This window comes from Pedococcus sp. P5_B7, assembly GCF_054049895.1.
On the sequence record NZ_JBFULM010000007.1, the window covers coordinates 221,356 to 233,916 of the forward strand.

A 12,561-nucleotide genomic window follows, 5' to 3' on the forward strand; every position below is an offset into this window, starting at 1 on the left:
CTCAGCTGAGCGCGCGGCATACCCATTGCGGCGTGGGACGGGTCAGGAACAGGCGTCCTGCTTGGGCGGGTTGGTCGCACTGTCGACCTTGAAACCAGCCGGGCCGAGGTTGGCGTCGATGGCCTTCTGCCAGTCGCCGGACGAGATCATCTTGCCGATCGCCGTGTTGATCTTCTCGCAGGTGGCGGTGTCGCCCTTCTTGAGGCCGATGCCGTAGCGCTCCTCGGAGAAGGTCTTGCCGACGACCTTGAGCTTGCCCTTGTACTGCGCCTGCGAGGCGTAGCCCGCGAGGATGGTGTTGTCGGTCGTGAGGGCGTCGACGCCCTTGGAGACGAGGGCGGTCACGCATTCGGAGTAGGTGCCGAACTCCTGGAGCTGCACGCCCGGGTACTTGTCCTTGACCTTCTGGGCGGAGGTGGAGCCAGTCACCGAGCAGAGCTTCTTGCCGGTGAGGGCCTCCGGGCCGGTGATCGACGTGTCGTCGGCGCGCACCAGCAGGTCCTGGCCGGCGACGAAGTAAGGACCGGCGAAGGAGATCTTTTCCTTGCGGGCATCGGTGATCGAGTACGTCGCGACCACCATGTCCACCTGACCCGTGGAGATCAGCGTCTCGCGCTGGGCCGAGGGGGCCTGCACCCACTGGATGTCGCCCGCCTCGTGGCCGAGCTCCTTGGCGACGTAGGTCGCCACGTCGACGTCGAGGCCGGTGTACTTCGCGCCCTCCTTGAGACCGAGGCCGGGCTGGTCGAACTTGATGCCGACCTTGAACTTGCTGCCCCCGCCTCCGCCGCTGCCCCCGTCCTTGGCGCTGTCGCCGCAGGCGGCCAGGCCGAGCGCGAGGACCGATGCGGCGGTCATGGCGCCAATCTGACGAATCTTCATTCCGTTTCCTCCTGATGTGTAGCCGCTGCGCTGGCGCGCCCCGGTGTTCAGTGCAGTGCGGTCTGGATGTCGTGGTCGGTCAGTGGGTGAGGATCTTGCCGAGGAAGTCCTTGGCGCGGTCGGACTTCGGCGTGGTGAAGAAGCCCTCGGGGTCGTTCTCCTCGACGATCTGGCCGTCGGCCATGAAGACGACCCGGTTCGCAGCCTTGCGGGCGAAGCCCATCTCGTGGGTGACGACGACCATCGTCATGCCCTCCTTGGCGAGGGAGATCATGACGTCGAGGACCTCGGTGATCATCTCGGGGTCGAGGGCGGAGGTGGGCTCGTCGAAGAGCATCACCTTGGGGTCCATCGCCAGCGAACGGGCGATGGCCACGCGCTGCTGCTGACCGCCGGATAGCTGGGCGGGGAACTTCTGCGCCTGGTGCGCGACGCCCACCCGCTCGAGCAGCTCCATCGCCCGCTTCTCGGCCTCGGCCTTGGGCACCTTACGGGCCTTGATCGGGCCCAACGTGACGTTGTCGAGGATCGTCTTGTGGGCGAAGAGGTTGAAGGACTGGAACACCATGCCGACGTCGGCCCGCAGCTTGGCGAGCTCCTTGCCCTCCTCGGGCAGCGGTACACCGTCGATGGTGATCGAGCCGGTCTCGAAGGTCTCGAGCCGGTTGATGGTGCGGCACAGGGTCGACTTGCCGGACCCCGAGGGACCGATCACGACGACGACCTCGCCCTTGCCGATGGACAGGTTGATGTCCTGGAGGACGTGCAGCTCGCCGAAGTGCTTGTTGACGCCCTTGAGGACGACCAGTGGCTCCGTCATGCCCGGCAACCTACCCGTTTGACGCAGTTCCCTGCCTCCTCCGTCCCCATCTGTCACCCAAAGGCAACCTGAGGCGTCCGCGAGCTCCGCGCCGAGGCACTGGTGGGGCAGGTCGCGCTTGAACCGACGACCGACGGATCATGAGAAGTCCCGAAGGTGCAGGTCAGGCGCTATTTCTTGCCGATTTGTGCTCAGTCGGTCGTGGTCGGCTGACACCAAATCGGTCGATTCTCAAAATGGTGTGCCACTGAGGTGCCACGAGAGTCGCTGCGCTTGAGGGTCGGACCCGCAACATACGGAGCCTCCGGTGTGGCGAGGCGCATGATGGGGTCGTGGATGTGCGGCTGCTGTACTTCGATGGGTGTCCCCATTCGGCGCTTGCCGATGAGCGGTTGCGGACGGCTTTGGCCCGCGTTGGGCGTGATGTCGAGCGGATCGAGCATGTGCTGGTGGAGACGCCCGAGGATGCAGAGCGTCTGGGTTTCATCGGGTCGCCGACGATCTTGCTCGATGGCCAAGACCCATTCGCGACAGGGGACGAGCAGGCGGCTTTGGCCTGCCGGGTGTTCTCTTCCGCAGAAGGCCGAGCCGGGTCGCCCACGGTGGATCAGTTGGTGGAGGTGTTGTCATGAAGCGAGTCGTGGGACTTGCTGGGGGTCTCTACCTCGCGGCGGCCGTCGTCGGGCTGGTGCGAGAGCGCATGGGGCTGATCGCTTGTGGCTGCGCGGACGACTGCTGGTGCAAGCGACCGGGCCTGAGCGTGTTCCGTTGGGTCTTCCCACGCGGTCACATGAGCTCCTGGACCGGTGGGCCGAAATCGCCAGAGGTCGTCTGAAGCGCGGGGGTCCTGTCGGTGAGGTGAGCAGACGGAGCCACCGATCCGTTAGCAGAGCAGGGGAGCCTGCCGGAGTGGTCGGGTCAAGGCTGGCCGCAGGCCATCACACAGTGACGCGCAGCGGCCTTGAGGCGTCCCGGAGGCGGGTGGACAGTGGAGCGTCGGGTCGGCGGCGGAAGGTGAGTGTCGCCGGGACGGGGCCACGGGGACCTCGGTCGGGGGATACAGCGGTGGCTGTACTATGACGGTCATGCAAATGGCGACCCCAAGCGATGTACTGGCCCGGTTCGGGCATGCCCTCTCGGATCCCACCCGGGCCCGGCTCCTTCTGGCCTTGCGAGAGGGTTCGTCGTATCCGAGTGACTTGGCTGACCTGGTGGGTGCCTCCAGGCAAGGCGTTTCGAACCACTTGGCGTGCTTGCGTGGGTGCGGTCTGGTGGTGGCTGTTCCGGAAGGGCGTCGCACTCGGTACGAGTTGGCGGACCGAAACATCGGACACGCGCTGGGTGACTTGCTGAGCTTGGTGCTGGCCGTGGACCCTGCGTGCTCGCCGGTCGATGTGTGCGACAAGGTCGGGTCGACGGCGTGACCTCGCTGCAGCTGACCACACCCTCGGTCGTGGCCCGTCGCGCAGTGCTGTCGCGTCGCATCCGGCTGCTGGTGGCCGCGACGATCACCTACAACGTCATCGAGGCTGTCATCGCGCTTTGGGCTGGGCGTGCGGCGTCGTCGACCGCTCTGGTCGGCTTCGGGCTGGACTCGGTCATTGAGGTGTCCTCGGCGGCCGCGGTGGCGTGGCAGTTCTCAGGGAAGGACCCGGAGTCGCGGGAAAGGGTTGCCCTGCGGGTGATCGCCTGCTCGTTCTTCGCCTTGGCGGCCTACGTGAGCTTCGAGGCTGTCCGCTCTCTGCTCGGGTCGGGACGGGCCGAGCACTCCACCGTCGGGTTGGCCTTGGCGGCCGTGAGTCTCATGGTGATGCCGGGGCTGTCGTACGCCCAACGACACGCGGGGCGGGAACTGGGCTCGAGGTCGGCGGTCGCGGACTCCAAGCAGACGTTGCTGTGCACGTACCTGTCGGCGGTGCTGTTGGTCGGGCTGGCCGTGAACTCGATGTTTGGGTGGACCTGGGCCGACCCGCTGGCCGCGTTGGTGATCGCCGGCGTGGCGTTGAAGGAGGGTCTTGAGGCGTGGAAGGGCGACAGCTGCTGTGCCCCGAACGCGGTCTTGCACGAGTCGAGGCAGACGGGCTCGGTCGCGGCCTGCGCGGACGGCTGCTGCAAGGACTGACAGCCCCACGAGAGCGGCGCCCGGGTGACTGAGAACCGGGACGCCGCTCTTCTGCTGTTCAGGCGTGGGGTGCGGTGGGGTGCGCGTGGCGCGAAGCGCCTAAGCGCGGGGCCCCATCGCGGGGCCCCGCGCCTCGCGGCGGAGCCGCGCTTGAGCCAGTATGGAAAGTCCTCACCGCGAGCATTGTGGGCAAGCATGTGTGTTCACGTGTGCTGTCCCGGTAGGTGCTTGACGGTCGTGCCTACGGGCCGAGATCCGGGAACGCCAGCGGCACCGGGAGCGGATCGCCAAGCTCGCGGCCGGCGACAGCCGGGCGCTGCCGTCCGAGCCGGTCTTGTACCTCACTCGGCTGGGCGAATCCGCGAGCGTCTGGTCGAGGTCGAGCGCGACAGCTGGATTCGCAGCCCAGATGCCGAGCGAAGTACGAGCACGAACGTGGGACACACTGTCCGCATGCTGCATCTGCGCATCTCCTCACCGGCCGCCCAGACCGAACGAATCGTGGCCCTGTTGGAAAGCGGACACCAGCGTGAGTGCCTTGTCCGTGGTCCGCGACGCATCCCTCCGCCCGGCGGGCGACTTGGTCCTGACCGATGTAGCCCGTGAGGGCGCGAACGCGGTCATCGACGGCTTGCGCGATCTGGGTGTCCACCAGGGCGGGTCGCTGCACATCGAGACGGTGACCACATGGCTCTCGAAGGATGGCTACCAAGCCGAGCGGCGAACACCGGGCAGCAGTGCCGACTCCGTGGTGTGGGCCGACGTGACCCAGCGGGCGTACGAGGATTCCGAGCTGAACTGGACGTACAGCACGTTCATGACGCTGGCGACGCTCATTGCGACCATCGCGATCGTCCTGGACTCTCAGATCCTGGTCATCGGGGCCATGGTCCTCGGTCCGGAGTTCGGCGCTGTCGCCGCTCTTGGGGTGGCGCTCGTCCGCCGCCGATACACACTGCTGCGCAGCGCCATCGTCACCCTCGTTGCCGGGTTCGGCGCCGCGATTGCGCTGACTACGTTGCTCGCGTTGGTAGGAAAGGCGCTGGGCTGGCTCGCTCTGGCTGACGTCACTGGGCCTCGTCCCGGCACCGACTTCATCTACTTCCCGGACACGTGGTCGTTCATCGTGGCCGTCATCGCGGGCGCGGCCGGTGTCTTGTCGGTGACCTCCGCCCGTACCGGTGGCCTGTCCGGGGTGTTCATCTCCGTAACCACCGTCCCCGCTGCCGGGAACATCGCCCTCGGGTTGGCGTTTGGCGTCGGTCACGAGGTTTGGCGCAGCACCCTGCAACTGGCGCTGAACCTGTCAGGGATGGCGTTGGCGGGGTGGGCGACCCTGGCCGTGCAGCAGACCGTCTGGGCACGCGTGTCCGCTAGACGAGCCCGCATCAGCGGCCGACTGAGGCGCCGGAGCCCCGACTGGCCGAGATAACCCGCACGCGCTCGACGCTAAGGGAGTATCAAGATTGGTACCTCGCCCGCTAAGGACGCGTCAAGAGCCACAGTCCTATAGCGGCAGTGGTGCTTCAGTCGGGCGGTGACCGAACTGCTGCGCATGCCCAAGCGTCTCCTTGTGGGCCGACCTCTACTGAGCTCGCAGATGGGCGAAACCCTGCTGCCGAAGAAGCTCGCCTTGCCGGTGTTCTGCAGCGACCCACTGTCATCCAACGCGTACGCCACCGAGGAGATTCTGCTGGTGCTAAGCCTGGGCGGCCTGACGCTGCTGCACCTCACACCGCTCGTCGCTGCCGGGGTCGTGCTCTTGCTTGTCGTTGTCGTGTTGTCCTACCGCCAGACCTGTTATGCCTACCCCAACGGTGGCGGGGCGTATGCCGTCAGTCGGGCCAACCTGGGGCGCGGCGCCGCCCTGGTCGCGGCCAGCGCGCTGCTCGTCGACTACGTCCTGACGGTGGCGGTGTCGGTGGCGGCAGGGGTGGCCAACATCGTCTCCGCCGTCCCGGAGCTGGCGCCCCACGCCCTCACGCTCTCGGTGGGGCTGGTGGCTTTGCTCGCCGTCATCAACCTGCGCGGAATCAAGGAGTCGGGAGCGGCGTTCGCGATCCCTACGTACGGGTTCGTCGCCTGTGTCTTGGTCATGCTCGCCCTCGGGCTGTACCGGACCGCGACGGGGGCGGCGCCGGTCGCCGAGTCAGCGCCGCTTGGGATTCGGGCCGAAAGTCACGTCTCCGGGTTGCTCGTGCTTGCCCTCGCCCTTCGGGCCTTTGCCTCGGGATGTACCGCGCTGACCGGGGTGGAAGCGGTGAGCAACGGAGTGCCCAACTTCAAACGACCCAAGAGCCGCAATGCCGCAGACACGTTGGCAATCATGGGTGTTCTGACCATCGTTATGTTTGTCGGGCTCACAGCGTTGGCCCTGATCGCCAAGGTCCACGTCGCACATGACCCATCCATGCTCATCGGGGCCCCGGACGGGTACACGCAGAAGACGGTGATCGCCCAGGTCGCGGGCGCCATCTTCGGTGGGGGCAGCATCGGCTTCTATGCGGTGCAGGGCTTTACGGCAGCCATCCTCGTCCTGGCGGCGAACACCGCGTTCAACGGCTTCCCGATCCTCGCGTCCTTGCTGGGGGAGGACGGATACCTGCCGCGACAGTTCGCTCGCCGTGGAGACCGACTTGTGTTCTCCAACGGCATCGTGATCCTGGCGCTGCTGGCGATCGGATTGCTGTGGGCGTTCGACGCGAACACGACCCGACTGATCCAGCTGTACATCATCGGCGTGTTCGTCTCGTTCACCCTCAGCCAGGTCGGGATGGTGCGGCACTGGCAGCAGTTGCTGGTCACACCCGCAGCAGCACGCGACCGGGCAAGCATCAGGCGCAAGCTGGCTGTCAACGCCGTGGGCGCCGCCGTGACCGGGTTGGTGCTGGTCATCGTCCTGGTCACCAAGTTCACCCACGGTGCTTGGCTGGTCGTGGTGGCCATGCCTCTGCTCATCGCTCTTATGACGCTCATCCGCAAGCACTACCGGACGGTGGCCCGAGCCCTTCGGCCGGCCGTCGGTGGGGTAGTTCTGCCAGCCCGGATCCACACCCTGGTGCTGGTGTCGACGCTGCATGCACCCACACTGCGGGCGCTGGCATTCGCCAGAGCGACCAGGCCCGCCAGCCTCCGGGCCGTCACGGTGCGCACCAGCGCGGGGGCCACCGAACGACTGACCGCGCAGTGGATCGAGCGGGACATCCCGGTGGAGCTGACCGTTCTGGACTCGCCGTTCCGCGACATGACCCGGCCGGTGATCGAGCACGTACGCGAGCTCCTGCGGGACCACCCCCGCGATGTCGTTTCCGTGTTCATCCCCGAGTACGTAGTTCGTCGGTGGTGGGAGCATTTGCTACACAACCAGAGCGCACTACGTCTGAAGGCCCGGCTGCTTTTCGAGCCCGGCGTGATGGTGACGTCGGTGCCTTGGCAGCTGTCCGTGGACCCGGGCGTCACTACAGATGGCTCGGACGGGGACGGGCCGAGCGGGAGGGTGGCCGTCCCTTCTGCGGACTTGTCCGGCCGTCCCGAAGGTCTTGGTGTGGCACGCTGAGGTCATGCAGCCGGCCGCACCGCGAGCGGAGCCCGCAGCGGGGCTGTTCCCTACCGGGGCGATGTCACCCGGGGCCACCGGGCTTTCTAGACGGCGCCTGCTGACAGGCTTGGGGCTGTGCGTCGTGGGCATGCCTTTGCTCACGTGGACGATGGTGGGCCTGCAGCCGTTGGGGCCTGGCGAGAGTGTGTTACTCGTCTACTTGCTGGCGGTTGTGGTGGTCGCTGTCGTAGGCGGGGTCCTGCCTGGCCTCCTGGCCGCGGTCGGAGGATTTCTTCTGGCGAACTGGTTCCTCACCCCGCCCTACCACACGCTCAGTGTCGGCGAGCCGGACGCGCTGACCGACCTCGTGGTGTTTGTCCTGGCGGCTGCCATTGTCAGCATTACGGTCGAGGTTGGCGCAAGGAACCGAGCCAAGGCAGAAAGAAACCGGCTCCAAACCCGCATGGTTGCCACCTTGAGCAGTGCGGAGATGCGCGGGGTAACCGTGCAGCAGGTTCTTGACCAGGTGCGCGAGCTGTACAGCATGGACACCGTTACCCTGGCCCCAAACGCAGAGCCGGAGCATCCGGTGGCATGGACCGGCCCCACAGCCGAGGGGCCAGCGGTGCTGTGCGTGCCGGCGTCGGGCACTTTGAGCTTGCTTGGGTACGGCCGCCCGCTGTTCGCCGAAGACAGAGTCCTACTGGAAGCCCTCGCCGGGACGGCCGGGCGGGCGTGGGAAACCGCGCGACTCGCTCAGGAAGCAGCTCGGGCGGAACAGCTCGCCCAGACCGACCGGGTCCGCTCGGCGTTGCTGACGGCCGTCGGGCACGACCTTCGCACCCCCTTGGCAGGCATCAAGACCGCCGCATCTGGGCTGCGGCAGCCCGACGTGACGTGGGAGCCGGGCGAGCAGGACGAGCTCCTGGCCACGATTGAGGAAGGCGCCGACAGGCTCACCGGCCTGGTCAACAACCTCCTGGCGATGAGCCGCATCCAAGCGGGCGCCCTGTCGGTGCACACCCACCCCGTGGACGTCGAGGAGATCGCCTCCCGGGCCCTGCTTACCCTCGATGCGCGCGGCGTCGTCCTCAAAATCGCGGAGGGACTGCCATCTGTCATGGCCGACGACGGCCTGCTCGAGCGCGTCCTGGCGAACCTCATCGACAATGCGCTCCGATACACCCCCGAAGGGCGCAAGGTCAGCATCGCCGCCACACCTTTGCCGACATCGCATGCCGCGTATATCCAGATCCAGGTCGCCGACCAAGGGCCAGGCGCCCACCCCGGCGGCTGGGAAGAGATGTTCGTTCCCTTCCAGCGCCTTGGTGACACCACACCCGGCGGGGTCGGGCTCGGGCTGGCCATCGCCCGAGGCTTCACCGAGGCCATGGGCGGCAGCATCAGTCCATCCACCACCCCTGGCGGTGGCCTGACCATGACCATCCGACTCCCGGCGGCGCCGCAATGACCAAAGTACTTATCGTCGAAGACGATCCCCAGCTTCGCCGAGCCTTGGCCATCAACCTGCGCGCCCGCCGGTACGACGTGCACGCCGTCGGCGACGGAACCACCGCCCTGGCGGCAGCAGCAGCGGACCTGCCCGACATCGTCATCCTCGACCTCGGGCTCCCCGACATCGACGGGGTCGACGTGGTCAGCGGTTTGCGCGGCTGGACCGACGTGCCCATCATCGTGCTCTCTGCACGGGACGCCCAAGGCGCCAAGGTCGACGCCCTCGACGCGGGCGCCGACGACTACGTCACCAAGCCCTTCGGCATGGATGAGCTCCTTGCCCGGTTGCGGGCCAGCCTGCGCCGAGCGGCCCCAGGAGGTGACGTGCCGACCCTTGCGGCAGGCACCTTGGTCATCGACCGACGCGCCAAGCGCGTCACCCGCGCAGGTCAGGACGTCCGCCTGACACCGACCGAGTGGCACCTGCTCGAGGTCCTGGTGCGCGACCCAGGCAGGCTCATCCCCGGCAGGCAGCTCCTCCAAGAGGTGTGGGGCCCCACCTACGGCGACGAGAGCAACTACCTGCGCGTGTACATGGCCACCCTGCGACGCAAGCTCGAGGAGAACCCATCCACCCCGCACCACCTCATCACCGAACCCGGGCTCGGTTACCGCTTCGAGCTCTGACTCAATCCTGCCGCACCCTGATGGGAGCCCTTTACATGGACAAGGCGATGGTGAGGTACACCGCGAGCAACACCACACCGACGCCGACGGACATCGGCAGCGACATCCGGTGGTTCTCCTCACGGTTGGCAACCGCCCTGCCGATGGCGAGGGTTCCTGCCGCTGCAGCAACAGCCAGGACGACGCGGACCGCGGTGTTCATCGTCGCCTCACGCTCGCCTCATGGCTTGGACGTAGCAGCGGGGTGGCGCAGCGTGGGCGTGGCACGGGTGGGGAGGGTCAAGGCCTGCCGCCATAGGGTGGCTCCGCCCCAACGTTCCCGCTACAGAGAGACGAAATGAACGCTCCTGACCCTTTGGTCATGCCCGCCCGAGTGCCGAGTCCCGCGACCCGCACCGAGTCCACGCGGCCTGGAGCCAAGTGGCTGCTCGAGCACCGCGTCCAGCCGGTCGGTCCTGAGTCGGGGGAGGAGCACGCGGAGCCTCACGCCTGGTGGAAGGTGATGACCCTGACCGGGGTCGACTACTTCTCCACCCTCGCGTACTTGCCCGGCATCGCCGCTTTGGCCGCCGGCGCCCTGTCCCCGTTGGCGACCCTGCTCATCGTGCTGCTGACCCTGCTGGGAATGTTGCCGATGTACTCCCGCGTCGCCAGGGAGAGCCCGCACGGGCAAGGGTCGGTCGCCATGCTGGAGGACCTGCTGCCCTTCTGGCGCGGCAAGGTGTTCGTCCTTGTCCTGCTTGGTTTTGTCGCCACGTCGTGGATCATCACCATCACCCTGTCCGCGGCGGACGCGTCCGTGCACGTGCTGGAGTCCCCGTTCTTCCCCGACGCCCTGCACGGGCACGCGGTGGCCATCACGGTGTTCCTGCTGCTCGTGCTGTGCGGGGTGTTCCTACTCGGCTTCAGCGAGGCCGTCAGGGTCGCCATCCCGCTCGTGGCCGTCTTCCTGGCGCTGAACGCCGTCGTCGTCGTCAAGGGACTGATGGAGGTGTTCAGCACCGACGGCGCCCTGTCCGCCTGGACGTCCGCCCTGGCCGACAGCGGCGGTCTGGGTGGGGCTATCGGCCCGGCGGTGATCGCGTTCCCGCTGCTGGTGCTCGGCCTGTCCGGGTTTGAGACCGGGGTGTCGATGATGCCGCTGGTCGCCGCCGACGGTGAGAGCGCGAAGGAGAAGCTCGCTTCCCGCATCCGGAACACCCGCAAGCTCCTGGCCGGCGCGGCGCTCATCATGTCGGTGTACCTGCTGTCCACCAGCTTCGTCACCACCGTGCTCATCCCCGCGCAGGAGTTCAAGACCGGCGGGGAGGCCAACGGCCGCGCCCTGGCCTACCTGGCGCATGAGATGTTTGGCGACGGGTTCGGCACCATCTACGACATCAGCACCATCCTCATCCTGTGGTTCGCGGGCGCCTCGGCGATGGCCGGCCTGATCAACATCGTGCCCCGCTACCTACCCGCCTACGGGATGGCCCCCGAGTGGGGCCGCGCGGTGCGCCCGGTCGTACTCGTCTACACCGTCATCTGCATCATCATCACCATCGCGTTTGGTGCCGACGTCAACGCCCAAGCGGGTGCCTACGCGACCGGCATCCTGGCCATGATGGTCTCGGGTGCGGTGGCCGTCACCATCTCCGCATACCGGCACCGGCAGAAGGTCGCCGCGGGAGGGTTCGCGGTCCTGACCCTCATCCTGCTGTACGCCCTGGTGGAGAACATCCGCGAGAAGCCCGACGGCATTGCCATCTCCGGGCTGTTCATCCTCGGCATCGTGGTCGTCTCCCTCATCTCCCGCATCAGTCGAACCACCGAGCTGCGAGTTGAACATATCGAGTTCGACGAGGACGCCCGCCGGTTCATCGAGGAGTCCGTCGCCCACGACGGGCTGCTGAACATCATCGCGAACAAGCGACAGGCCGGCGACGAGGCCGAGTACGTGGCCAAGGAGGCCGAGCAGCGCTCCATGAACCCGGTTCCGGGCCGTTCGGACGTGCTGTTCCTCGAGGTCGACATCGACGACCCCTCCGACTTCGCCGACGTCCTGCGCGTGCACGGCGTCGAGGTGGGCGGGTACCGCATCCTGCGGTTGGCCAGCCCGGCCGCACCCAACGCCATGGCCGCCGTCCTGCTTGCCCTGCGGGACGCGACCGGGCTGCACCCGCACTGCCACTTCGAGTGGTCCGAAGGCTCCCCGGTTGCCCACCTGCTGCGGTACCTGCTCCTGGGCCGCGGCGACACCCCTCCCGTTGTCCGGGAGATCATTCGCAAGGTCGAACCCGAYCCGTCCCGGCGACCTAGCATCCACGTCAGCTGACCCTCGCCGACGGCGAAGGTCCCGCCCGCGGTTAAGGAATTGGTCAAGGATCGTTGGCCGTCCGGGGAAGGTGGACTGGTGTCGGTGGTCGGCGCCACCCTCGAAGCAGCGGACAATTCCACATAAAACATGCAACCGCCGCATCTCCAGCACCGCGACCTCCAGCTCGGGGTCCAACTGATGCGGGCACGTCTCGGGCCGGTGAGACCGGTCGGTCAACGCCTCCAACCCGCCCTGCTCGTACCGGGCCAGCCAGTCGTGCAGGGTTTGCCGCGACACTGACCACGCGGCCGCGACCTCCTTGACCGTGCGGCCATCGCTGATGACCGCCAGCACCGCCTTGTACCGCTGCTCAAGCCACGCTCATCTCCCTCATCAAGGGAGTGTCAAGGATCAGCCGAAGTAACTGTCAACCATCAACCGAAACACTGTCAGGCATCAACCGAAGCCCAAACGTCAAGCATCAGGCGAACTCATACAAGGCACTGGTGGGGCTGAAGTCCCTCGGTTGATGGGTGACAGTTCTACTCCGGTTGATCGGTGACACTCTCGAGATGCGGGAGATGAGTGTGGCTGAGCAGCGGTATCAGGCGGTGTTGGCGGTGATCGGTGAGGGCGCGACCGTCACCGAAGTGGCGGCCCGGTTCGGGGTTGCACGCAAGACCCTTCATGAGTGGCTGTCGCGGTACGAGGGTGGCGGGCTGGAGAACCTGGGTGACCGGTCTCATCGGCCACGGTCGTGT

The 12,561-nt window shown here is 66.9% G+C and carries 12 protein-coding genes and 1 pseudogene; 9 read left to right on the forward strand and 4 right to left on the reverse strand.

The window, feature by feature from the left end; translation table 11 throughout:
* Nucleotides 1-42: 42 nt before the first annotated feature.
* Nucleotides 43-882 (reverse strand): glutamate ABC transporter substrate-binding protein, encoded by an 840-nt coding sequence (locus tag ACXJKD_RS17045; protein WP_457255851.1) that lies wholly within the window; start codon nt 880-882, stop codon nt 43-45.
* A gap of 79 nt (nt 883-961) precedes the next feature.
* Nucleotides 962-1,702 (reverse strand): amino acid ABC transporter ATP-binding protein, encoded by a 741-nt coding sequence (locus ACXJKD_RS17050; RefSeq protein ID WP_457255853.1) that lies wholly within the window; start codon nt 1,700-1,702, stop codon nt 962-964.
* Between the two features lie 332 nt (nt 1,703-2,034).
* Here ACXJKD_RS17050 and ACXJKD_RS17055 point away from each other — a divergent pair, with 332 nt between their 5' ends.
* The 7 genes from ACXJKD_RS17055 (at nt 2,035) to ACXJKD_RS17085 (ending at nt 9,504) form a co-directional block, all read left to right on the forward strand.
* Nucleotides 2,035-2,334, forward strand: a complete 300-nt coding sequence (locus tag ACXJKD_RS17055) for a thioredoxin family protein (protein WP_457255854.1) — start codon at nt 2,035-2,037, stop codon at nt 2,332-2,334.
* A gap of 453 nt (nt 2,335-2,787) precedes the next feature.
* The gene (locus ACXJKD_RS17060) at nt 2,788-3,126 is read left to right on the forward strand and encodes an ArsR/SmtB family transcription factor (protein ID WP_457255856.1); all 339 of its coding nucleotides are present in this window, start codon (nt 2,788-2,790) and stop codon (nt 3,124-3,126) included.
* Nucleotides 3,123-3,824: a cation diffusion facilitator family transporter gene (locus ACXJKD_RS17065; protein WP_457255858.1), complete on the forward strand. Its 702-nt coding sequence runs from the start codon at nt 3,123-3,125 to the stop codon at nt 3,822-3,824. The genes ACXJKD_RS17060 and ACXJKD_RS17065 overlap by 4 nt, the downstream gene beginning before the upstream one ends.
* 529 nt (nt 3,825-4,353) lie before the next feature.
* A complete protein-coding gene (locus ACXJKD_RS17070; protein WP_457255860.1) occupies nt 4,354-5,256 on the forward strand; it encodes a DUF389 domain-containing protein in 903 nt (300 codons plus the stop codon).
* A 105-nt stretch (nt 5,257-5,361) separates the two neighbouring features.
* Nucleotides 5,362-7,380, forward strand: coding sequence for an APC family permease (locus ACXJKD_RS17075; RefSeq protein ID WP_457255861.1), 2,019 nt, complete (start codon nt 5,362-5,364; stop codon nt 7,378-7,380).
* Nucleotides 7,381-7,384: 4 nt separating this feature from the next.
* The gene (locus ACXJKD_RS17080; RefSeq protein WP_457255863.1) at nt 7,385-8,833 is read left to right on the forward strand and encodes a sensor histidine kinase; all 1,449 of its coding nucleotides are present in this window, start codon (nt 7,385-7,387) and stop codon (nt 8,831-8,833) included.
* Nucleotides 8,830-9,504 (forward strand): response regulator, encoded by a 675-nt coding sequence (locus tag ACXJKD_RS17085; RefSeq protein ID WP_457255864.1) that lies wholly within the window; start codon nt 8,830-8,832, stop codon nt 9,502-9,504. Before ACXJKD_RS17080 ends, ACXJKD_RS17085 begins: the two co-directional genes overlap by 4 nt.
* A gap of 31 nt (nt 9,505-9,535) precedes the next feature.
* Here ACXJKD_RS17085 and ACXJKD_RS17090 read toward each other — a convergent pair whose 3' ends face one another.
* Nucleotides 9,536-9,706: a hypothetical protein gene (locus ACXJKD_RS17090; protein ID WP_457255865.1), complete on the reverse strand. Its 171-nt coding sequence runs from the start codon at nt 9,704-9,706 to the stop codon at nt 9,536-9,538.
* 159 nt (nt 9,707-9,865) lie between these two features.
* Here ACXJKD_RS17090 and ACXJKD_RS17095 point away from each other — a divergent pair, with 159 nt between their 5' ends.
* A complete protein-coding gene (locus tag ACXJKD_RS17095) occupies nt 9,866-11,818 on the forward strand; it encodes an amino acid transporter (RefSeq protein WP_457255867.1) in 1,953 nt (650 codons plus the stop codon).
* A gap of 135 nt (nt 11,819-11,953) precedes the next feature.
* Here the strand turns inward: ACXJKD_RS17095 and ACXJKD_RS17100 are convergent.
* Nucleotides 11,954-12,194: pseudogene (locus ACXJKD_RS17100) on the reverse strand (helix-turn-helix domain-containing protein); the annotation flags it as partial.
* A gap of 178 nt (nt 12,195-12,372) precedes the next feature.
* Between ACXJKD_RS17100 and ACXJKD_RS17105 the strand changes: the two are divergent.
* A partial coding sequence (locus tag ACXJKD_RS17105) for a helix-turn-helix domain-containing protein (RefSeq protein ID WP_457255868.1) occupies nt 12,373-12,561 on the forward strand: 189 nt, incomplete at its 3' end.

What these genes read in the sequence shown, in the direction of transcription:
- ACXJKD_RS17045 (WP_457255851.1), bottom strand. Translation starts at nt 882, where the DNA reads ATGAAGATTCGTCAGATTGGCGCCATGACCGCCGCATCGGTCCTCGCG.
- ACXJKD_RS17050 (WP_457255853.1), bottom strand. Translation starts at nt 1,702, where the DNA reads ATGACGGAGCCACTGGTCGTCCTCAAGGGCGTCAACAAGCACTTCGGC.
- ACXJKD_RS17060 (WP_457255856.1), top strand. Translation starts at nt 2,788, where the DNA reads ATGCAAATGGCGACCCCAAGCGATGTACTGGCCCGGTTCGGGCATGCC.
- ACXJKD_RS17080 (WP_457255863.1), top strand. Translation starts at nt 7,385, where the DNA reads ATGCAGCCGGCCGCACCGCGAGCGGAGCCCGCAGCGGGGCTGTTCCCT.
- ACXJKD_RS17085 (WP_457255864.1), top strand. Translation starts at nt 8,830, where the DNA reads ATGACCAAAGTACTTATCGTCGAAGACGATCCCCAGCTTCGCCGAGCC.
- ACXJKD_RS17090 (WP_457255865.1), bottom strand. Translation starts at nt 9,706, where the DNA reads ATGAACACCGCGGTCCGCGTCGTCCTGGCTGTTGCTGCAGCGGCAGGA.